Raw genomic sequence first — 20,628 nt, forward strand, 5'->3', positions numbered from 1 at the left:
TCTTTCATGCTGACCACAAGAGCGGCATCCAATTTACGAGTACGCCAAATCGCAAACTGAATTGCAGACCATGCCAGAAACCTCCAAAAAGATCCTGATCTCCGGCGCCTCGGGCCTCATCGGTTCGGCTCTTACTCAAGCGCTCCAAGTCCAGCAGATTGAAGTACTTCAGCTCTCCCGGAAACCATCCTCCGCAGGACAGCAGACGGTTCTGCGCTGGGATCCCTCGGCCGAACGTCCGGTATCCGACCCCACGCCACTGGAAGGCCTGCACGCCGCCATCCATCTCTCCGGGGCGAACCTTTCTTCGCGCCGCTGGACGGAAAGCTACAAGCGCGAGATTGTCTCCAGCCGCGTTGATACCACGCTGGCGCTGGGGCGGGTCTTCTCGCAACTGCAGGAGCCCCCGAAGGCATTTGTATGTGCCTCAGCCACTGGCATTTATGGCAACCGCGGCAGCGAGCTGCTCACCGAAGACTCCCGCCACGGCACAGGTTTTCTCACCGACGTCTGTGAGCTCTGGGAGCGGGCGGCCGCGACTGCCGGAGCCAGCGCCGGACGCGTCCTCCATACCCGCTTCGGCGTTGTCCTGGCCCCGAATGGCGGAGCGCTCGCCAAGATGCTGCCGCTCTTCCGCGCCGGGCTCGGCGGACCGCTGGGTTCCGGCCGGCAGTGGATGAGCTGGATCGCCTTGCCGGACCTCGTCTCGGCCATGCTCTTTCTCCTGCTCGATCCCCGCGCCGGAGAACTCACGGGAGCCTTCAACTTTACCGCGCCCGGGCCGGTCACTAACGCCGATTTCACCCACGCGCTGGGCCGGCATCTCCACCGGCCGGCGATTCTTCCCGCTCCGGCATTCGCACTCCGGCTGGCTTTCGGTCAGATGGCCGACGAGGCGCTCCTCGCCTCGTCGCGCGCCCTCCCGGAAGGTCTGCTCAAGGCCGGTTACCGCTTCCAGGCCTCGGATATCGATGCCGCGCTCAACACAGTCCTGCCCCGGCCCTGAATCTCATCCGGATTGCTGCTACGCTGAATCTGAATGCGCGGTAAGACTCGTCTGTTCAGCATGCCCAGATCTTCCATGGCCGCCCTGGCGGTCTTTGCCTCCGCCGCAGCCGTCACTGCCTCTCTTGCATTGACCGGCTGCGGGATGGAGGCTTCGCCGATGCCACCCAGCCTCAAGCTGCCCGAGCCGGTCACCGACCTTTCCGGCAGCCGCGCCGGCAATGACGTCACCCTGCACTGGACCATGCCTAAGCGCGACACCGAAAAGGTGATGCTCAAAGGCGAGCAGCACGCCGTCATCTGCCGCCATCTTGCGGACGGTCCCTGCCAGCGCGCCGGAGAGATCCTGGTCGCGCCCCAGGCCAAGGCTTCGTATACCGATCACCTTCCCGCCGACCTCGTTAGCGGCCAGGCACGGCTGCTCGTCTACACGGTCGAGCTGAAGAATCACGCCGGCAAGGACGCCGGACCGTCGAACAAGGTCTATCTCGCTGCCGGAGAGGCTCCGGCTCGCGTTCAAAACCTCGACGCCCACACCAGCGCGGACGGCATCCTCCTCACCTGGACGCAGCAGCCCGGGAGCGCCACCTTCCGCATCCATCGCGAGCTGGTCACCGATCCGAAGGCCAAGGCGGTCAAGCCCGATGAGACCGCAGGCACGCCCGCGCCCGATCAGCAGACCCTCGAGCTGACGATCGAAGACAAGGGCAAGGCACTCGACCGCGACGCCGCACTCGACCATACGTACAAGTACGAGGTGGATCGCGTAGCCCACTCTTCGTTCTCGGGCCACGATATCGAGACCACCAGCGCACCGAGCGCCACCGTGACCCTCGATGCCCGCGACGTATTCCCGCCGCACACGCCTACCGATCTCCAGGCCGTACCGGATGCCGACGCCGGTTCCGTGGATCTCTCCTGGTCGCCGAACACGGATGCGGATATCGCCGGTTACCGTGTCTATCGCCGCGATGCGGGCTCATCGACCGCGCCAGTGCGCATCTCACCCGCCGCTGCCGATGCCGTCGTCTCGCCATCCTTCCGCGACACCACGGCGAAACCCGGCCAGCGCTACATCTACTCCGTCAGCGCCATCGATCATGACGGCAACGAGAGCACCCGCTCAGCCGAAGTAGAAGAAGGACTGCCGCAACCTTAGGCGATATCAACATATTCGTTTGGCAGCTTTATTTCTAATCTCGAAGTTGTCATTCCGACCGAAGTGACCGCAGGGAGCGTAGTGGAGGAACCTGCAGTTTGGCCTGCACATCCGAGGATGCCTAGCAGCCTTACTGCAGGTTCCTCCCCTGCTCGAGACAGGAAAACTGTCTCGCTTCGGTCGGAATGACAAGCTTTTATAAAAAATCCTGCCAAAGGCAAGCATTCCGAATATGCCGATACGACCCAAGGCTACGGCAGTCGCAAAGGACAGAGCAGGCTGCCCTCCGATAGACTCGGACCACCTATTCCCATACGTTCGTCCACTCGCCCATTGGGCTTTTTATCCGGTTGATTCTTACCTGGGAGAAATCTCTCGATATGTCCTCGCGACTGCTGTTGGCCGCATCCTGCCTTGGCCTGTTCCTGCCGTCTCTCGCTCTTGCACAGAAAACACCCATCCAGATCACCGCTGACCTCCGCGATACGCCGCGCAAGCTCTTCCATGCCGAGATCGATATCCCGGTCACCCACGCCGGTCCCCTGTCGCTCACCACGCCGGAGTGGATTCCCGGCAATCATCGGCCCACAGGCCCCGTCAGCGATATCGTCGGCGTCGTCTTCACAGCAAACGGGCAGACACTGACCTGGCGCCGCGATGACGAAGATCTGTACCAGTTTCATGTCGAGGTGCCGAAGGGCGTCACCAGCGTGCACGCGCACCTGGATTGCATCGCGACCGCGCGGCTGAGCCAGCACCTGGCCATGCTCGAGTGGGAGAAGCTGCTGCTCTACCCCGCCGACACGCCTGTCCGTGAGATTCCCATTCAGCCCACGCTCATCGTGCCCACCGGCTGGGGCGTAGGCACAGCACTCACGCCCACCGATCCGGGCTACACCCCGGAACCGGCAAAGGGCGGCACGATCCACTATGCGGCGACCAACGTGGAGCAGCTTGAGGATTCGCCCGTAATCACCGGTGAATACTTTCACGAATACCCGCTGGCTCCGGATGTGTCGACGAAGCATTACATCGATGTGGTGGCGGACGATCCCGAGGACGCGAAGCTGCATCCTGAATTCCTGGCCGAGCTGACGCGGCTGGTCCACGAGACCGGCGCAGCCTATGCCTCGAGGCACTACAAGGCCTATCACTTCCTGCTCACGCTTTCCGACGTTGCCGGATGGGATGGCCTCGAGCATGGCCAGTCCAGCGATAACGGCGTGGAAGAAGCCGGCTTTGCCGATGCCGACCACCAGTTAAGCAACACCGATCTGTTGCCGCACGAGTTCACCCACTCGTGGAACGGCAAGTATCGCCGTCCCTTCAATCTGTACCAGGACGACTTCCACAAGATGCAGCAGGGCTCGCTGCTGTGGGTCTACGAAGGCCTAACGCAGTACATGGGCGAGGTGCTGGCGGCGCGCAGCGGGCTGGAATCGCAGCAGGAATACCGCGACAACCTGGCCTACACAGCCGCCATGCTTCAGGAGACCCGTGGCCGGGAATGGCGCTCCACTGAAGATACCGCCATCTCCAGCAGCATCCTCCGCGACCGCGACATGGCCTGGTCCAACTGGCGCCGGTCGCAGGACTACTATCCCGAAGGCACGCTGGTCTGGCTCGATGCCGACACCCTGATCCGCCAGAAGACCGATGGCAAAAAGTCTCTGACCGACTTCCTGCACATCTTCCTCGGCAAGGGCGGCGACACCGGGCCGCTCATCGTGACCTATAACTTCGACGAGTTGGTACGAGACCTGAACGAGGTTCTGCCGTACGACTGGGCCGGCTTCCTGCGCGATCGCGTGATGAAGATTGCCCCGGATGCCAACGTCGCCGGCATCGAACGCGGCGGCTACAAGCTCGTCTACACCGACAAGGCCAGCGACACCCTCAATGCCATCGGGCGTTCCGGCAATCACCTTATACCTTCGACCGGCGCGTGGTTCTCGATCGGGCTGCTGATCGGCCAGGACAACGTAATCCAGGATGTGCGCTGGAACAGCCCTGCCGACAAGGCGCAGCTCGCCCCGGGCTACAAGCTTCTCGCCGTCAACGGACACGTCTTCAGCATGGCGGGGTTGAATACCGCCCTGACCGAGTCAAAGAACAACAAGAGCCCCATCACTCTGCTGATCCAGGTGGATGACCTGGTGAAGAGCTTCTCCATCGACGACAACCAGGGCCCGCGCTGGCCGGCGCTCAAGCGCGTGGACGGCACACCCGACCTGCTCGACGCCATCACCACTCCGCTGACACCGGCGAAGTAAACACACAGAGGCGCGGGCAATCGGATCCTGCCGAAGAGGCCCGCGCCTCCTGAGCCTCAGCGCTGCGTGTCCATCCAGCCGCTGTTGTATCTCTGAAAGAAAGCGTCGTAGTCGCCTCGTTCCGCGAATCGCATGAGCTTCCCACGCTCCGACACAATCTCCGTCGCCTCCGGTTGATCCTTCAGCAGCGTTATGGTTTCGACGATGTACTCCGGCAGCGGCATCGCCTTGGGGTTCATGCCGCGCTCGCCCTGTAGTTCGGTCTGCACCCACGGCGGGATAATCTCGATCACCTGCACCCCTGTATTCCGCAGCTGGAACCGCAGCGACTGCGTATAGGAGTGCATTGCAGCCTTGCTTGCGCAGTAGGACGGCAGCATTGCCGCGGGCAGCATCGCGAGAGCCGAGGTCACGTTCAGGATCGCGCCTTCGGGCTGATCCATAAGCTGTCGGATCAATGCCGCGGTCAAGCGCATCGGGCCAAGCAGGTTGGTCTGGATCGTCATCTCGGCGTCGGCCATCTGCCCGGACGTAAGATCCTCGACCCGCTGTACGCCGGCGTTATTGATCAGCACATTCAGCTTCGGGAAGCGCGTGCGCATCGTCTCGGCAATTGCCTGCGTTTCCTCCGCATTGTCCTGATCGAAGACGACGTACTCCATGCCCGCATGGGCGGCGACCACCTCTCGCAGCACCTTCTCCCGTCGACCGGCAATGACCACCGCATTGCCCAGGGCGTGAAAGGCCTCCGCCAGTCCGCGCCCAATGCCCGTGCCTCCTCCGGTGATCAGGATCGTGTTTCCAGTCAGCTTCATCGTTTCTCCTTCCTCTCCGTTGAGAAATGGAATCAGGCCGAGACGGCCTCGCGGTCATAATTCCGGGCATAGGCGTTTTCGACGCCCGCAAGGATCTCGACAATCGAGAAGAAGCGGTCCCAAAGCGGCGTCTCGCGCAGTTCTTCCACGATCAGTTCGTAGGCGTGCCGGGACTTCGCCTCCCACATCCAGACGTCGGTCACGCGCGCCGAGTAGAACTCTGTATCGAAGATCCGGCAGCGGACCGTCTGCTCGTACTTTTTAAGAAGCGGGGTTACATAGCGCTGAAAGTGGCCGAAGCGCTCCTCGACCGGCATGGCCAGCCACTCGGGCATGGTCTTCACCAGCATGAAGATGGTCAGATCGTCCTGCTCGGCCAGGGTCTTTTCATTCGTTGTCATCGTGTGTTCTCCTTACACTGGAGAATATGAGCATTTACTCACTTTGAGTACTCGCATCCCTATGGCTAAAAAACGATCCACACACGAAGCCGTTCAGCCAAGAAAGACGCCCCTGCAACGGCGCTCCGTCGAGACAGTCGTCGCCGTGCTCGAGTCGTCTGCTCGCATTCTCGAAAGTCATGGCTTCGAGGGATTCAACACGAATGCCATCGCGGAGCGGGCAGGCGTCAGTATCGGCTCCCTCTACCAGTACTTTCCAAACAAGGACGCGCTACTCAGCGCGCTGATTGAGCGCGAGACCGCCGCACTGCTCGCCTCGGGAGAGGAATTCGCGCATATCCAAAACTGCAAGGAGATGCTGCGTGCCTACATCGGCGCTTCCATTCGCCATCAGATGCGGCGTCCACGGCTGGCAAGGCTGCTCGATATCGCGGAGCAGCGCGAGGCCTTCCAGCCTCAGGTTTCGCAAACCGTGACCCGGCTGCAATCCGTGATGGAGAACGCGCTTAGGCTGCCGGGAGCTCCGAAGATCGAAAACCATAGCGTCGCAGCCGGAGATATCCTCGCACTCATCCGCGGCCTCGTCGACGCAGCGGGCGAACGCGGCGAGCGTGCATCGCCTGAGCTGGCGCACAGGGTCGAAGGCGCGGTCTGGGGCTATCTCCGCAGTAGCGAATCCGCATTGGAAGGTGTAGAGTTGCACGACTTCCAGAAGCGCTGAACCGTCCTCTTTATCCAGAGCCTGTCATGCATTGCACTCATCTCACATTCTCTGGAGCTGGATTTATGAAGACGAAGACGATGATTTTCTGGGGAACACTGGCGCTATGCGGAGCCGCGCAGCTGCCTTCCACCGCGATAGCGCAGACAGGCAGACATGCCTGCACGGATCAGGCCAAGACAGACAGCTGCGACCGCAGCAGTTTCGAAAACGCCGTGGGAGCCGCGAAGACGATCGCCATTCAGGTTCCACGCATGGACGCCCACTCGTCGAAGCAGCTGCAGAAGCTCGTGGCCTATCTGGGCAAAACGGTGCAGCCGGATGGCGGAGATCTGACCCTGGTACTCACCCGGCCCGAGGTCAGCGGCATCGATTTTGGCCCATCCAGCCGTCCACTTGCGGTAATCCACGTGTACTCCCGGGCCTCCGCTACCGACCAGGGCGAACTCATCTGGACCGAAATCTATTCCGGCCAGCCGGATACTCCGTGGCCGACAGCCGTGCATCGGGTCATCGAGCAACTGCGTGCAGATATGAAGCAGCCCTGATCTCATTCCCTGATTGCACAGCAGGTCCGGTGGAACACCCCTTTCCGCCGGACTGACGGCCGGGCTATGCTGACGCCAGCTTCTCATTCCTCCGCCAGGTTGATCCGCATGCGCCGCGTGCTCGCTCTTGCCATTCTTTGCTTCCTCATTGCATCCGCTCACTCTCAGAACAGATCACCGGTGAAGCAGCCGACCGGCCCCATCGCCGTGATCGATACCAGCATGGGACGAATGACCTGCCAGCTCTACAGCAAGGAAGCTCCGGAGATGACGGCCAACTTCGTCGCGCTGGCTACCGGCACGAAGGACTGGACCGACAAATCGAACGGCCAGACGATGCACGGCGTGCCGTTCTACGATGGCACGGCAGCAACGGCAGGGGTCGGGGCTCTCACGGCCGGAGACCGCATCGGCGGCCATAAAGGCACGGCCGGTGATCCCAGACCAGCGGAGCAGACTGGTCTCAAGTTCGACCGCGCAGCGCGCCTGGCCATGGCAAGCGAAGACGATGGCAAGGTAAGCAGCTCGCTCTTCTTCGTGACCGACCACGCCGACTCCGAGTTTGAGCGGTTCCATAAAGGCTTCGTCTTCGGCCAGTGCGACGACGCCTCGATCAAGGTGGTGACCGCAGCCACCCACCTGCTGCTGAGCACGGACAACCACCCGGATCATCCCGTCGCGATCGATCACATCGCCATCGTCCAGCCTGGGCAGCCGCTGCCGCCGGTGGCTCCGCATGTCGACCCGGCAAAGGTGGTGCCGCAGCCCACACCGGTTCCGGATGCCCTAATTCCCGCTCCGGATCCGACTGGCCCAACCGTGCGCATCGAGACGTCGATGGGCGGGATGACCTGCCGCCTCTTTAAGGAGACGCCCATTGCGACGAACACCTTTCTCGGGCTGGCCGAGGGGACAAAGGAATGGAAGAATCCCGCCACCCACGCCGAGGTAAAGGGGCATTACTACGACGGCCTGCATTTCGGACGGATTCTGCCCGACTTCATGATTCAGAACTCCGACTATCCGCACGAGAACGCCGACGCATCCGGGAAAGGCACCGGGATCAAGTTCTCAATTGAGCCCGTCCCGGGCCTCGACTTCGATCGTCCGGGACGGCTTGCTATGGCCAACGCCGGTCCGGATGAGAACGACGGCGAATTCTTCGTCACAACGGTGCCGGTTCGCAAGCTCAATCAGAAGTTCACCATCTTCGGCCAGTGCGACGACGCGTCTGTCGAGGTCGCACAGAAGATTGCGGCGGTGCCCCGGGATGGGAATAATAAGCCGCTCAAGGCTGTGACGATTCTCAGCATTCGTGTTCAGGAGCATCCGTAGACGCCATTTGCTGTCGTTTTCTGCGCAGGTCTTCGCTTTTCCTGAAACGGTCGGCTTCCGGCGACGCATCTAAGATAGTGAAAGCCACGCCCCGCCGGAGCAGTCACAAGGGTAGTCCGCCTGTGCCCGATATTGACCGGATGTTCAGTTCCCTTCCGCGCCCGGTTGGCCGATAATGGAGGGGAATAGTGGCTCTGAAGGAGAGAAACCATGTCTAAGACTCTGCTGGAACAGCTTCGCACCATGACCACCGTCGTTGCCGATACCGGCGACATCGAGGCGATCGAAAAGGTCAAGCCGCAGGATGCGACCACCAACCCGTCGCTGATCACCGCGGCGGCCCAGATGCCGCAGTATCAGCAGATCGTCGACGACACGCTGATCGAGGCCAAGAAGTCGCTCGGCGACAAGGCGAGCGATGAGGAAGTCGCCAAGGAAGCCTTCAAGCACCTGGCTATCGCCTTCGGCAAGAAGATCCTGGCCGTGGTTCCGGGCCGCGTCTCGACGGAAGTCGATGCACGCCTCTCGTACGATACCGAGAAGACCCTGGAGCAGGCCCGCGCGATCATCAAGCTGTACGAGGGCGCCGGCATCGACCGGAAGCGCGTGCTGATCAAGATCGCCTCCACCTGGGAAGGCATCAAGGCCGCCGAGATCCTCGAGAAGGAAGGCATCCACTGCAACCTGACCCTGCTCTTCGGCCTGCACCAGGCGATCGCCTGCGCCGAGGCCGGCGTCACGCTGATCTCGCCCTTCGTCGGCCGTATCCTCGACTGGTACAAGAAGAATACCGGTAAGGACTATGTTGGCGCCGAAGACCCAGGCGTCCAGTCCGTCACCAAGATCTTCAACTACTACAAGCACTTCGGCTACAAGACCGTGGTCATGGGCGCGAGCTTCCGCAACATCGGCGAAATCGAAGAGCTGGCCGGTTCGGACCTGCTGACCATCTCTCCGAACCTGCTGCACGAGCTCGAAGCCAAGACCGGCGACCTGCCCCGCAAGCTGGATCCGGAGAAGGCCAAGAGCCTGCAGATCGAGAAGATCACCGTCGACAAGGCGACCTTCGACAAGATGCACGCCGAGGACAAGATGGCCAGCGACAAGCTTTCGGAAGGCATCGAAGGCTTCTCGAAGGCGCTCGTCCAGCTCGAAGAGCTGCTCGCGAAGCGCGTCTCCGAGCTGACCGCTGTAGGCGCAGCCAACTAAGCGCTCATTGCTTCAATGTAAAAGGGCGGACCTTCGGGTCCGCCCTTTTGCGTTTCGCTTCAAGTTCAAAATTGATGAGGCAAGGCAAGAATTATGACAAGTCGAGTTATATTTTCATATAATCGACGCCAGGGGCTCGCCTATGTACATCACAAACCTGCGTAAAGTCGGCGGGTCGATCATGCTTGCCGTTCCTCCCGCCATTCTGGACCTGCTGCATCTCGAGGCTGGAGCTACGGTGGGGCTGGCTGTCGACGGGGAACGCTTAGTGGTCGTACCCCAGACCGCACCCCGCTACACACTGGAAGAGCTTCTGGCAGCATCCGACTACTCTCAGCCTCTTGAGGCCGAAGAACGCAGGTGGGTCGATGCGCCAGCTGTAGGCGGCGAACTGCTGTGAATCGTGGCGACATCTACATGGTGTCACTCGATCCGACAAAAAGACATGAACAGCAGGGACATCGACCCGTGCTGATCATTTCCCCAACGGCGTTTAATCAGGCGACCCGGCTGCCTATCGTCCTGCCCATCACCACGGGCGGCGAGTTCGTCCGGCGCATTGGATTTGCCGTGCCCCTCTCCGGCATCCGAACCACTGGGGTAGTTCGTTGCGACCAGCCGCGTGTGCTCGATATCCTTGCCCGCGACGGCAAGAAAGTAGACACGTTGCCAGCAGAGATTCTGAACGAAGTACTGGCGAAGACTCTCACCCTGTTCCTGTAATTGGGGCCACGCGCGGTCCGGTACGGTAAAATCGACAGGTACGCCCTACGAAGAAAAGCCCGCCTGACGAATGACCATCCGACTGTTCAATACCCTGACAGGAAAAATCGAAGACCTGGCTCCTATCGACGGTAAGCCCTTCCGTATGTACGCCTGCGGCCCCACCGTCTACGATTACGGCCACATCGGCAACTTCCGCACCTTCCTGCAGGTAGACGTGCTTCGCCGCGTACTCCGCCTCAAGGGCATCGAACCGCAGCACGTCATGAACATCACGGATGTCGATGACAAGATCATCCGTAATGCCGCCCTCAGAGGTGTCAGCATCTCGGAATACACGCCTCGCTTTGAGAGCGCTTTTTTCGAGGATCTCGACGCACTCTCCGTGGAGCGGCCCGAGATCGTGGCCCGTGCGACCGAGCACATCCCGGCCATGGTCTCGATGATCGAGAAGCTCGCCGCCGAAGACTACGCCTATAAGACCGAAGACGGATCGTGGTACTTCCGCATCGCGAAGTTCCCGGAATACGGCAAGCTTTCAAAGAAGGATTTCACCGGCATCACCGACGGCGCGCGTGTCGACGTGGACGAATACGACAAGGATTCGGCCCGCGATTTCGCCCTCTGGAAGTCGGCCAAGCCCGGCGAGCACCGCTGGGAGACGGCTCTCGGCGCCGGCCGCCCTGGCTGGCACATCGAGTGCTCGGCCATGGCCAATGAATACCTGGGCGACACGATCGACCTGCACGCCGGCGGCGAAGATCTCATGTTCCCGCACCACGAGAACGAGATTGCGCAGTCCGAGTCGGCCACGCACCACTGCTTCGCGCGCCACTGGTTCCACGTTCGCTTCCTGCTGGTCGAAGGCCGCAAGATGTCGAAGTCCGAGGGCAATTTCTATACGCTGCGCGACCTGCTGCTCAAGGGCTACAAGGCCTCGGCCATCCGCATGCTGCTGATTTCCGTGCCTTACCGGCAGCAGCTCAACTTCACCTTCGACGGCCTGATCGCTGAGACCGGCGCCATCGAACGCCTGCGCACTTTCCGCGAGCGCGTCCGCACGGCAAAGCCTGCGAACGAAACGAATACGGCCCTCACCGACGAGACCGCACGCTGCGAGAAGAACTTCCTCGACAGCCTGTGCAGCGACCTGAACACGGCGACCGCCCGTGGCGCAATCTTCGATCTGGTCCGCGCCGGCAACGCCGCGCTCGATGCCGGAACGGTCGGAGCAGAGAATGCGGAGCAGATCCTCGGCGTGCTGAAGCAGTTTGACGCGGTGTTTGCTGTCCTTGAGGACCGCGACGCCGAGTGGACGCGCTTTGCCCTGGACTGGGCCGAGCGGGAAGGCCGCCTCGACGAGGCATCGCCCGAGGTGCTCGCACAGCGCTCGCTTTCGGACGAGCAAATTCAGGCCCTGGTGGACGAACGCACCCGCGCCAAAAAGACCCGCAACTTCGCCCGTGCCGATCAGATCCGGAACGAGCTGGCCGAAAAAGGCATCCTGATCGAGGATTCGAAGGACGGCGTTCGCTGGAAGCGGAAGTAAGAGCTACGCACTGCGGTAACAGATCAGAACCTGTATAGGAAATTCCCTATGACGTTCAAGCGCAGATTGCGATGGCTTGGCAAACTGGTTTCCGAAGAAGGCTTTACTCTGCATTACGGAAACAGAAGTGTTTATTACGCTGATGCGCGAGGCGTTTTTCAGTTCGGCTTCGAGGACGCTCTTTTATTCCCAAAACCGCATCAGGTTGCAGGGGACCCTGTCACGCTGGAAGCCTCTGAACTCGAAGAAGTGATGGATCGGGTGATTCGAGGCATTCGGTTCGATGGTCATACCGTAGATGTATATCGATCTCGACTATGAATTACGAGACTCTGCGCGACGCGCAGCTTCCAGTGCCTCGACTCGTCTCGTGAGTGCAGCAATAAGCCTGTGAATCTCAAGCTCGCGCTCCTTCCATTCGCGAATTGCGGCCATGATTGCCTGGAAATTCGCTTCCTCGTGGGCGCGGAGCGACTCAAACGTAGTTTCGAGTGAACGAACGCGCGTCTCCATCTCGTCCATCGTAGTCCTGCACATTTGTCTCTTCTCCAGTATTTCGTCGCGCAGGTTGTTTCCCTAAGCAAGTTGGGACAACTCGGATTCTCGAAGGTTTGCCGACTACACTCAAACTAGCGACCCCGCATGGCCGACAACTTTGCACAGACCGTCAAGCAGCAGGCCGATATCGTCAAGATCATCGGCGAATACGTGCGTCTGAAGAAGGCCGGCGCGCAGAACATGCAGGGTTTGTGCCCGTTTCATGGCGAAAAATCGCCATCCTTCTCGGTCCATATCGGCAGGCAGTTCTTTCATTGCTTCGGCTGCGGCGTCTCGGGTGATGTCTTCACCTTCATCCAGAAGATCGAGAATGTCAGCTTCCCCGAGTCGGTGAAGACGGTCGCCCTCAAGTGCGGCATCCCGCTGCCCAAACGTGAGTTCTCCTCGCCCGAAGAGGCGGCCGAAAGCCGCCGCCGGGGCAAGCTGATCGAACTGCACGAGGTTGCGACCGCCTTTTTCCAGGAGCAGCTGAAGACACCCGAAGGCGCACTGGCCCGCGAATATCTCCACGGCCGCGGCCTCTCGGACGAGGGCATCGCCAAGTTCCGCGTCGGCTACGCGCCGGAGAGCTTCCACGCGCTGCGCGAGCGGCTACAGGGGCTTGCAGACATCGACACACTGCGGGCCTCGGGCCTGTTTTCCTTCAAGCAGCAGGAGGATGGATCGCCCGGCCCGATCTACTCGCGCTTCCGCAAGCGCGTTACCTTCCCCATCGCCAGCGAATCGGGCAAGGTCATCGCCTTTACCGCCCGCGCCCTCGAGAGCGGCGACAAGGCGGGCCCGAAATACATGAACTCGCCGGAGACGCCGCTCTATCACAAAGGCAATGTTCTCTTTAATTTAGATAAGGCTCGACAGCCCATCCGCGATTTCGGTTTCGCCCTGCTGGTCGAAGGTCAGATGGACTGCATCTCGGCTTCGCTTGCCGGGATCTCGAACGTCCTCGCCACCAGTGGCACCGCCTTCACCGAGGCGCAGGTGCGCCTGCTCTCGCGTTACACGCAGCGTGTGCTGGTGAATTTCGATCCCGACAACGCCGGCGCCAACGCCGCCGAGAAGTCCATCGCGCTGCTCACCGAGGAAGGCTTCGAGGTCAAGGTCGTCACGCTCGAAGGCGGCCTCGACCCCGACCGCTACATCCGCGAGCGCGGCGCCAAGGAGTACATGGCCGCCCTGCGTGGGGCGCGCCGCATTCAGGATTACCTCATCGAACGAGCGCGCCAGCTCCATCCGCCCCGCACGCCGCAGGGCAAGATCGACGCCCTGAACTACCTGCTGCCCTTCATCCGCCTGATTCCCAACCGCATCGCCCGCGACGAATTCGCCATGGACGCGGCGCAGAAGCTGGGGATCGATTCCGCGCTCGTGCGCGAGGAGCTGAAAGAGGCCGCGGCCAAGAAGCGCGATTTCCTCGCGACCACGCCCAGCTCGCCGCTGACGCGCGCTGAGCAGATCCTGCTGCAGGCCTTCTCCGCGCCCCATAACGGGGAGAACTTCCATGCCGCCGAGGCCGCCTATCGCAATCATGAGGAAGACTTTGCGCGCATGCGGTCAGATGTTCACGATATGGTGAACTGCCTCCGCGCCCGCTCCCCCGAGGCCGACCCGATCCAGTGCCTCGCCGACCCCGGACAGCGCCAGATGCTGGCCGCCGTCTTCGTTTCGGTCCATGGAGCCGAGCCATCGGTTGAGGACATCGAGCAGGCCGTTTTCACCGTCCGCCGGGCCTCCCTCGAACAGGAGCTGCGCCAGCTCCGCGCCGCCATGCACCAGGCCGAACGCGAAGGCCGCGTCCAGGAAGCCGTCGAACTGACCCGGCAGAGCCTCCAGCTGACTCAGCGGCTCAGAGCTTTGGACTAGAGTCCGTTGGGGATTTGCCATCCGGGCATTCCGCCTTCGGCACGCGCTCCCGTTGGTCGCGTTCAGCCAGCACAGTACATCTCAACCGGAACAGCATAGGAACCTGCGGTTTTGCCGGGGACTGTACAACCGCAGGTTTCTCCACTCCGCAGGCGATAAAACCACCTGCTCCGGTCGAAATGACAATGTGGAGGAGTGACTGTGAACGAAGCACCGGGTGCCCCACCTCTCGCCTTTGAGAGGCGGGATCAGTCCTTCCCAGGTCTCAGAATCGAGACCTGGGGCACCCCGTATCCCGGCTATGCGAAAATGCTCATCCGATGCGACTTCTGGCGTGGCTGACCGATCTGTTTGTCGACACCTTTGGCATCACCCGTCCCAGGCCGGAACAGCGACGGCGCATCCACCTGATCCTCGGCATTCCGCTGCTGCTTTCGCTGCTTGCCGTTCTCTCGATCACAATCCTGTTCTTTGTGGTTTCTTCGCGCTAAATCGAGACAGATATCCGCTTGACGGAACGAAAAGGCATGTGGTGAAACAATTTCCGATTTCCGACATCTATAGCTATGAGGAGCCTGACAGACGGCTTTCCAGGATGGCGACGCAAAAGGTCGGCAATTATAGCAGCTTCGTTTTTGAGGCGTGATATCCTGAAAGTCTCTCGGTGGACGTGCGCCTACCGCCCGGCGACAGACAGCTCGCAATGGGATTGAATGCCTTCAATGGCCCGACCGCACTGAGTCCTACCCAGGCAAACACGACGACGATTCGAACAATTCGACGCGGGAGACGAGACGCGCTTTGGCCCTAGAAGACAAATACGAAGACGAACTAGAGAAATTGATCGATGCGGGTAAGGAGAAGGGTTATCTCACCTACGGTGAGGTGAACGACCTGCTCCCCGGCGACATGCATTCCGCCGACGATCTCGACGATCTCATCACCACCATCGGCAGCCAGGGCATCGACCTGATGGACGGCAGCCCCAAGGAGCGCGACGGCTTCGACGGTGAGAGTGAGGACGGCGAAGACGTCGAGCTGGATCTGACGCCCGGTACCCTGGAGAAGACCAACGACCCGGTGCGCATGTACCTGCGCGAAATGGGCACCGTACCCCTGCTCACGCGTGAAGGCGAAGTCGAAATCGCCAAGCGCATCGAGCGTGGGCAGCTGCGCGTGATGAAAGCCATCTCGCGCTCGCCTATCGTGATCCGCGAGATCATCGCCCTCGGCGAAGACCTCAAGCGCGGCGTGCGCAACGTGAAGGAAGTCGTCCTCTTCGACGAAGAGGAGATCACCGAAGAGGTGCTGCAGGGCCGTGTCCGCCAGACGGTCAACAAGATCGACACGCTCATCAAGCACCAGAAGAAGGCTGCGACCTTCGAAGAAAAGCTTGAGACGCTGAACCCGAAGACGAAGGCGAAGGAGCATCGCAAGACCCGCTGGGCCATCGCCCGCGAGCATGTCTACGTCTCTCGCATCGTTCGCGAACTCAAGTACACCAACACGGAGCGCAAGCGGCTGCTCGACAAGCTGAACAAGACTGTCGACACCATGCGCACCCTTGAGCGCCAGATCCGCACCCTGGACCAGAAGTTCGACCAGTCCAAGAGCGAAGAGCTCAAGAAGGAATACCGCCGCCAGCAGAAGAACTGCAAGACGGACCTCGAGAAGCTCGAGCAGGAAGCCGGTATCTCCATCGCCGAGATCAAGCGCACACAGCGCGAAATGATCCAGGGCGACATGGACGCCGAGAACGCCAAGCGCGAGCTGATCGAAGCCAACCTGCGACTGGTGGTTTCGATCGCCAAGAAGTACACGAACCGCGGTCTCCAGTTCCTCGACCTGATTCAGGAAGGCAACATCGGCCTGATGAAGGCGGTGGACAAGTTCGAGTATCGCCGTGGCTACAAGTTCTCGACCTACGCCACCTGGTGGATCCGTCAGGCCATCACCCGCGCCATCGCGGATCAGGCCCGCACCATCCGTATCCCGGTGCACATGATCGAGACGATCAACAAGCTCATCCGCACCTCGCGTCAGCTGGTGCAGGAGCTTGGCCGCGAACCTACCTCCGAAGAGATCGCGCGCCGCATGGATATCCCAGTCGCGAAGGTCCGCAAGGTCCTCAAGATCGCGCAGGAGCCCATCTCGCTCGAAACCCCGATCGGCGAAGAAGAAGATTCGCACCTTGGCGACTTCATCGAAGACCGCCAGGCCGTTTCGCCTTCGGACGCTGTGATCAGCGTGAACCTGAAGGAGTACACCTCGCAGGTGCTGCGCACCCTGACGCCGCGTGAAGAGCGCGTCATCAAGATGCGTTTTGGCCTGGAGGATGGCTCCGAGCACACACTCGAAGAGGTCGGCCAGAGCTTCCAGGTCACCCGTGAGCGTATCCGCCAGATCGAAGCCAAGGCTCTGCGCAAGCTCCGCCATCCTTCGCGCTCGCGCAAGCTCAAGGCCTTCGTCGACACAGTCATCGAGTAGACGATTCCGAACCCTGATAACGAGAAAGCCCGCCTCCCAAGGCGGGCTTTCTCGTTGCAGGAGCAGGGTGAGCGAGAAAAACGGTCCCTTGCCGGCGGCCTTACCTCGAAGCTGCCATTCCGACCGCATATACGGCCAAACCGCAGGTTTCTCCACTGCGCGAGACGGTAAACCTGTCTCGCTTCGGTCGGAATGACAACTCCGCCCGAAATTTGCTGACCGTCTTTCTACTGACAGCTGCTCCGAGTTTTCCTTCGAGGTACTCTTCTGCAAAGCTTCTGCAACCGTTACCGCATCTAAACCGTCCATGTGGTGTTAGCAGCAAGTGAAAGCGGACCACGATCCGCTTCGTACTACTTCTTTTCTGTGAGGACCCCCGAAATGATCAGGATGCAGACCGCTCCGCGCCTCCGCTTCGTTATCGCCGCTTCCCTATTCGCCCTTGCGACGAGCGCCATCCCCGCGCTGGCTCAATCCGCAAGCCAGGGCGACGCGACCGCTGCCTCGGACAACGGTCACAGCGGCTACTCCAGCTCCACCGACTGGAAGGCCTACCTGAACGACGACATGCCGGCTGACGGCAGCGCCGCGACCGCAGCTTCGCCTGCCGCCGGTGGACAGTACGGGACTTACGGTGGACAGTATCCCCGCGGCAACAACCGCTACCCGGGATACGAAAGCAACAATACCTGGAGCCACATCGCCATTGAAGCCGGCGCCGGATTCACCGCTCCTCTCGGCAACACCACCAACTTCAGCGTCACTGACATCGAGAACGGCCTGCTCGCGCCGAACCAGACCTACGGCTACAACATCAATGTGGGCGGCGGCTGGAACTTCTCCAAGCGCCTGGGCGTGCTGCTCGAGTACGGCTGGAACCGCAACAAGATCCCCGGCACTTATACGACCGAGCTCTACAACATTGAAGACCTTGGCGCTTACGGCTACAACTCGCTGAGCGGCAACGTCAATACCTGGTCGTTCACCATCGACCCGATCTTCTATCAGCCCATCACCAAGAAGTTCGGCGGCTACGTCACCGGCGGCGGCGGCTTCTATCGCAAGGTCACCAACTTCACCGAGCCCATCACCGAGTGCTACTACTACTGCTACGACGTGGGCGTGACCGTCGATCACTACTCGAGCAACCAGGGCGGCCTGAACTTCGGCGTCGGCTTCTACTACAAGGCCTTCGGCGAAGACAGCAATGCCAAGCTCTACGCGGAAACCCGCTACGTCTGGGTGGATTCGCCCAAGGCCAGCGCCTCGAACTACTACAACGGTTCCGGCACGGAGAGCCTGCTGCCCGTCAGCTTCGGTATCCGCTTCTAACCCTCCACTGCAAAGCGTAAAACGGCAAAAGCCGGCTGCCTCTCGATGGGGCATCGGCTTTTCTTTTTAAGGAGATAAGCGGCCAACAGTAATAGAGAAGAATTACCTAGGGTCAATGCACCATCGCGACTCGACGACTGGCAAGCGCTTCCCATACGTTACCCCCTACTGGGGCGCAAATCCGATGAGTATCGCCACAGCCGGGAGCCTGCCAAGAAACGCAAGCTCCTGAACCCACTATGCATAGGAGGGCGGAGGCGACACGCTTCCGCCTTTTTTTCCTGCACATTTTCAAGCCTGAAACGCGGAAACGGAATCCCGCAAACGAAACAGGCGATCCTCGGGAGGATCGCCTGTTTGATGGCTGCTGCAGCACAGGGCTAGGAGAAGATCTCCTTCACCTTATCGAAGAGGCCGCGCGAGGCCGGGGCATTTTCAACCGTCAGCGTCTCGCCAAGCTGCTTGAGCAGCTCCTTCTGCACGCGGGTCAGCTTCTTCGGCGTCTGTACCGCAACCTGCACCACCATGTCGCCACGGCCGTGCTCGTTGAGGTACGGAACGCCCTTGCCCCGCAGCCGGAACTGCGTGCCGCTCTGCGTGCCTTCCGGCACCTTCAGCGCGGTATCGCCTTCAAGGGTCTGAATCTGGATGTCGTCGCCGAGCGCCGCCTGCGTGAAGGAGATCGGAATCACGCAATGCAGATTGTTGCCGTCACGCTCGAAGAAGGCATGCGGCTTCACCGTCAGCGCGACGTAGAGATCGCCGGAAGGACCGCCGAAGCGTCCTGCATCGCCTTCGCCCTGGTAACGGATGCGCGTGCCGTCCTCGACACCGGCCGGGATGTTCACCGCGATGGTGTGCTGATGCTCCACGCGGCCTTCTCCACGGCAACCCGGGCAGGGATCAGTGATCATCTGTCCCGAGCCTCCGCAGGCGTTACAGGTCCGCGCCACGGAGAAGAAGCCCTGCTGGTAGCGCACCTGGCCGCGCCCCTGGCACTGCTGGCAGGTGGAGGGACCGCGTCCGCTGGCCGTGCCCGTGCTCTTGCAGTCCGGACAGCCTTCCATGCGGCGGAACTTCACCTGGACTTCCTTGCCGAAGACCGCATCCTCGAACTCGATGGTCACATCGGCGCGGATGTCGCGGCCCTTCTGCGCACGCGAGCCACGGCCGCCGCTGCGGCCGCCACCCACATTAAAGCCGAAGAGATCGCCGAAGATGTCTCCGAGATCCTGGAAGTCGACAAACGGATTGCCGCCTGCTCCGGGAGCGCCCGCGCCGGAAACGCCGGCATGACCAAAACGGTCATAGGCCGCGCGCTTGTCCGAGTCGGTCAGCACCTGGTAAGCCTCGCTGCACTCTTTGAACTTCTCCTCGGCCGCTTTGTCGCCGGGGTTGCGATCAGGATGGAACTGCATCGCCAGCTTGCGGTAGGCGACCTTCAATTCCTGATCATTGGCCGTCCGGGCGACGCCGAGTACTTCGTAATAGTCTGCTTTCATCGTGTTCGACGAACTCATGCTTCCTTCTGCTGCGAATTGCTGGCCACACGGACCAGGGCGGGGCGCAGGAGGCGCTCCTTGATGCGGTAACCGCGGCGGACTTCCTCGAAGACCTGGTCATCGGGGACGTCATTCTTCTCGACCATCTCGAGCGCCTCGTGGACGCGCGGGTCGAACGTGGTGCCCACGGTTTCAACAGGCTGGACGTTCAGAGAGCGCAGCGCCTCTTCCATCTGCTTGACGATCAGCTCGACGCCGGTGCGCAGCTGCTCGGCCGATCCGGTGGCCTTGAGCGCCAGCTGGAAGTTATCGAGCACGGGGAGAAACTGCTCCACGGCGCCGGAAACGGCGAAGTCGCGGAACTCGTTGCGCTCGCGGGCTTCGCGCTTGCGCGCGTTCTCGAACTCGGCCTGCGTGCGCGCCAGGCGGTCGACCAGCGCGTCGCGCTCGGCCTTCAGCCTTTCATACTCTTCCAGCGGAACGCTCAGCCCCTCGGGCGCGTCGGCCACCGCTGCAATAGTCTCAGGGGTTTCAGTCTCGTTCACGGGGTTTTCCATCGGTTCATTGCTCATGGGATGAGTCCCAACATCCTTTTTCTGCTGATAAAAATTCGCTGTCTTTTTCAGTCTATCGCGGAGATTCATGGGTCTTTCATCGCGGCGCGGGGACATCCTTATCGGATGCTCCAGAGCGGCGTCCGGTTCCAACGGGAAACAGTCTACTGGGGCGACTGGAAAAGCCGGTCGGAAAGTTGCGCAAGGTAGGAAACGGCCCCGATCGTCTGTTCATATTGGATCCGGGTCGGGGCAATCACCGCAAGCGTGCCGATATTCTCTGCCCCCATCCGCGCCGGCGCGCCGATCAACACCACATTGTGCAGCCCGGGCAGCGTCTCCTCAAGCCCAATCACCACGCGCACATCTTCCTGACGGGCATCGACATACGCGTTGAGCAGAGAAATCAGCCGCTCCTTGGCTTCGAGGGCATGCAGCATGGTCTGTAGCCGGCCGCGGTCGATCTCGCTGGCAAGCAGGTTGGCCGTGCCCTCGACGAAGATGCTCACCGTCGACGACGCCTCGCTCTCGAGCGCTCCCTTGCGATAAAGCTCCTCGAGCGAGCGCATCAGCCGGTCATATTCCGAGCGTTCTTCC

The 20,628-nt window shown here is 61.1% G+C and carries 20 protein-coding genes; 15 read left to right on the forward strand and 5 right to left on the reverse strand.

Annotation, left to right across the window (positions count from 1 at the left end; genetic code table 11):
* Positions 1–70 precede the first annotated feature (70 nt).
* The 3 genes from QM649_RS10040 to QM649_RS10050 all read left to right on the forward strand — a co-directional run bounded on the left by QM649_RS10040 (position 71) and on the right by QM649_RS10050 (position 4,437).
* A complete protein-coding gene (locus QM649_RS10040; protein ID WP_415198900.1) occupies positions 71–1,006 on the forward strand; it encodes a TIGR01777 family oxidoreductase in 936 nt (311 codons plus the stop codon).
* A 60-nt stretch (positions 1,007–1,066) separates the two neighbouring features.
* Positions 1,067–2,164 carry a fibronectin type III domain-containing protein gene (locus QM649_RS10045; RefSeq protein ID WP_415198901.1) on the forward strand — a complete coding sequence of 366 codons (1,098 nt, stop codon included), beginning with the start codon at positions 1,067–1,069 and terminating at the stop codon, positions 2,162–2,164.
* A gap of 380 nt (positions 2,165–2,544) precedes the next feature.
* Positions 2,545–4,437: a M61 family peptidase gene (locus QM649_RS10050; protein ID WP_415198902.1), complete on the forward strand. Its 1,893-nt coding sequence runs from the start codon at positions 2,545–2,547 to the stop codon at positions 4,435–4,437.
* Positions 4,438–4,493: 56 nt separating this feature from the next.
* Here the strand turns inward: QM649_RS10050 and QM649_RS10055 are convergent, their stop codons facing one another.
* Positions 4,494–5,252 carry an SDR family oxidoreductase gene (locus QM649_RS10055; protein ID WP_415198903.1) on the reverse strand — a complete coding sequence of 253 codons (759 nt, stop codon included), beginning with the start codon at positions 5,250–5,252 and terminating at the stop codon, positions 4,494–4,496.
* Positions 5,253–5,284: 32 nt separating this feature from the next.
* On the reverse strand, positions 5,285–5,653 hold the full coding sequence (locus QM649_RS10060) for a darcynin family protein (protein ID WP_415198904.1): 369 nt from the start codon (positions 5,651–5,653) through the stop codon (positions 5,285–5,287).
* A 61-nt stretch (positions 5,654–5,714) separates the two neighbouring features.
* On the opposite strand from QM649_RS10060, the gene QM649_RS10065 reads away from it, so the two are divergent.
* The 12 genes from QM649_RS10065 to QM649_RS10120 all read left to right on the forward strand — a co-directional run bounded on the left by QM649_RS10065 (position 5,715) and on the right by QM649_RS10120 (position 17,975).
* Positions 5,715–6,374, forward strand: coding sequence for a TetR/AcrR family transcriptional regulator (locus QM649_RS10065; RefSeq protein ID WP_415198905.1), 660 nt, complete (start codon positions 5,715–5,717; stop codon positions 6,372–6,374).
* Between the two features lie 65 nt (positions 6,375–6,439).
* Positions 6,440–6,922: a hypothetical protein gene (locus QM649_RS10070; protein ID WP_415198906.1), complete on the forward strand. Its 483-nt coding sequence runs from the start codon at positions 6,440–6,442 to the stop codon at positions 6,920–6,922.
* A gap of 180 nt (positions 6,923–7,102) precedes the next feature.
* Positions 7,103–8,257 carry a peptidylprolyl isomerase gene (locus QM649_RS10075; protein ID WP_415198907.1) on the forward strand — a complete coding sequence of 385 codons (1,155 nt, stop codon included), beginning with the start codon at positions 7,103–7,105 and terminating at the stop codon, positions 8,255–8,257.
* 210 nt (positions 8,258–8,467) lie between these two features.
* On the forward strand, positions 8,468–9,466 hold the full coding sequence (locus tag QM649_RS10080) for a transaldolase (protein ID WP_415198908.1): 999 nt from the start codon (positions 8,468–8,470) through the stop codon (positions 9,464–9,466).
* A gap of 142 nt (positions 9,467–9,608) precedes the next feature.
* Positions 9,609–9,866 (forward strand): antitoxin, encoded by a 258-nt coding sequence (locus QM649_RS10085; RefSeq protein WP_415198909.1) that lies wholly within the window; start codon positions 9,609–9,611, stop codon positions 9,864–9,866.
* On the forward strand, positions 9,863–10,189 hold the full coding sequence (locus QM649_RS10090; RefSeq protein WP_415198910.1) for a type II toxin-antitoxin system PemK/MazF family toxin: 327 nt from the start codon (positions 9,863–9,865) through the stop codon (positions 10,187–10,189). Before QM649_RS10085 ends, QM649_RS10090 begins: the two co-directional genes overlap by 4 nt.
* A gap of 70 nt (positions 10,190–10,259) precedes the next feature.
* Complete coding sequence (gene cysS, locus QM649_RS10095; protein ID WP_415198911.1) at positions 10,260–11,738, forward strand: cysteine--tRNA ligase; 1,479 nt, start codon at positions 10,260–10,262, stop codon at positions 11,736–11,738.
* Between the two features lie 48 nt (positions 11,739–11,786).
* A complete protein-coding gene (locus QM649_RS10100; protein WP_415198912.1) occupies positions 11,787–12,059 on the forward strand; it encodes a hypothetical protein in 273 nt (90 codons plus the stop codon).
* A gap of 321 nt (positions 12,060–12,380) precedes the next feature.
* Entirely contained in the window at positions 12,381–14,156 is a 1,776-nt protein-coding gene (gene dnaG / locus QM649_RS10105) for a DNA primase (protein WP_415198913.1), read from the forward strand.
* 320 nt (positions 14,157–14,476) lie between these two features.
* Positions 14,477–14,647 (forward strand): hypothetical protein, encoded by a 171-nt coding sequence (locus QM649_RS10110; protein ID WP_415198914.1) that lies wholly within the window; start codon positions 14,477–14,479, stop codon positions 14,645–14,647.
* Between the two features lie 310 nt (positions 14,648–14,957).
* Complete coding sequence (gene rpoD / locus QM649_RS10115) at positions 14,958–16,643, forward strand: RNA polymerase sigma factor RpoD (RefSeq protein WP_415198915.1); 1,686 nt, start codon at positions 14,958–14,960, stop codon at positions 16,641–16,643.
* Between the two features lie 381 nt (positions 16,644–17,024).
* Positions 17,025–17,975: a hypothetical protein gene (locus QM649_RS10120; protein WP_415198916.1), complete on the forward strand. Its 951-nt coding sequence runs from the start codon at positions 17,025–17,027 to the stop codon at positions 17,973–17,975.
* A 380-nt stretch (positions 17,976–18,355) separates the two neighbouring features.
* On the opposite strand, the gene dnaJ is transcribed toward QM649_RS10120, so the two are convergent.
* The 3 genes from dnaJ to QM649_RS10135 form a co-directional block, all read right to left on the reverse strand.
* Complete coding sequence (gene dnaJ, locus QM649_RS10125) at positions 18,356–19,495, reverse strand: molecular chaperone DnaJ (protein ID WP_415198917.1); 1,140 nt, start codon at positions 19,493–19,495, stop codon at positions 18,356–18,358.
* Complete coding sequence (locus tag QM649_RS10130; RefSeq protein ID WP_415198918.1) at positions 19,492–20,022, reverse strand: nucleotide exchange factor GrpE; 531 nt, start codon at positions 20,020–20,022, stop codon at positions 19,492–19,494. The genes dnaJ and QM649_RS10130 overlap by 4 nt, the downstream gene beginning before the upstream one ends.
* A gap of 173 nt (positions 20,023–20,195) precedes the next feature.
* A partial coding sequence (locus tag QM649_RS10135; protein ID WP_415198919.1) for an HrcA family transcriptional regulator occupies positions 20,196–20,628 on the reverse strand: 433 nt, incomplete at its 5' end.

Source organism: Silvibacterium sp. (assembly GCF_047605705.1).
Lineage (GTDB): Bacteria > Acidobacteriota > Terriglobia > Terriglobales > Acidobacteriaceae > Silvibacterium.

Excerpts from the sequence above, each read along its gene's own strand:
- QM649_RS10050 (WP_415198902.1), top strand. The coding sequence starts at position 2,545 with ATGTCCTCGCGACTGCTGTTGGCCGCATCCTGCCTTGGCCTGTTCCTG.
- QM649_RS10100 (WP_415198912.1), top strand. The coding sequence starts at position 11,787 with ATGACGTTCAAGCGCAGATTGCGATGGCTTGGCAAACTGGTTTCCGAA.
- QM649_RS10065 (WP_415198905.1), top strand. The coding sequence starts at position 5,715 with ATGGCTAAAAAACGATCCACACACGAAGCCGTTCAGCCAAGAAAGACG.
- dnaG (WP_415198913.1), top strand. The coding sequence starts at position 12,381 with ATGGCCGACAACTTTGCACAGACCGTCAAGCAGCAGGCCGATATCGTC.
- QM649_RS10060 (WP_415198904.1), bottom strand. The coding sequence starts at position 5,653 with ATGACAACGAATGAAAAGACCCTGGCCGAGCAGGACGATCTGACCATC.
- QM649_RS10085 (WP_415198909.1), top strand. The coding sequence starts at position 9,609 with ATGTACATCACAAACCTGCGTAAAGTCGGCGGGTCGATCATGCTTGCC.
- QM649_RS10045 (WP_415198901.1), top strand. The coding sequence starts at position 1,067 with ATGCCCAGATCTTCCATGGCCGCCCTGGCGGTCTTTGCCTCCGCCGCA.
- QM649_RS10080 (WP_415198908.1), top strand. The coding sequence starts at position 8,468 with ATGTCTAAGACTCTGCTGGAACAGCTTCGCACCATGACCACCGTCGTT.
- QM649_RS10070 (WP_415198906.1), top strand. The coding sequence starts at position 6,440 with ATGAAGACGAAGACGATGATTTTCTGGGGAACACTGGCGCTATGCGGA.
- cysS (WP_415198911.1), top strand. The coding sequence starts at position 10,260 with ATGACCATCCGACTGTTCAATACCCTGACAGGAAAAATCGAAGACCTG.
- QM649_RS10055 (WP_415198903.1), bottom strand. The coding sequence starts at position 5,252 with ATGAAGCTGACTGGAAACACGATCCTGATCACCGGAGGAGGCACGGGC.
- dnaJ (WP_415198917.1), bottom strand. The coding sequence starts at position 19,495 with ATGAGTTCGTCGAACACGATGAAAGCAGACTATTACGAAGTACTCGGC.
- QM649_RS10120 (WP_415198916.1), top strand. The coding sequence starts at position 17,025 with ATGATCAGGATGCAGACCGCTCCGCGCCTCCGCTTCGTTATCGCCGCT.
- QM649_RS10040 (WP_415198900.1), top strand. The coding sequence starts at position 71 with ATGCCAGAAACCTCCAAAAAGATCCTGATCTCCGGCGCCTCGGGCCTC.
- QM649_RS10110 (WP_415198914.1), top strand. The coding sequence starts at position 14,477 with ATGCGACTTCTGGCGTGGCTGACCGATCTGTTTGTCGACACCTTTGGC.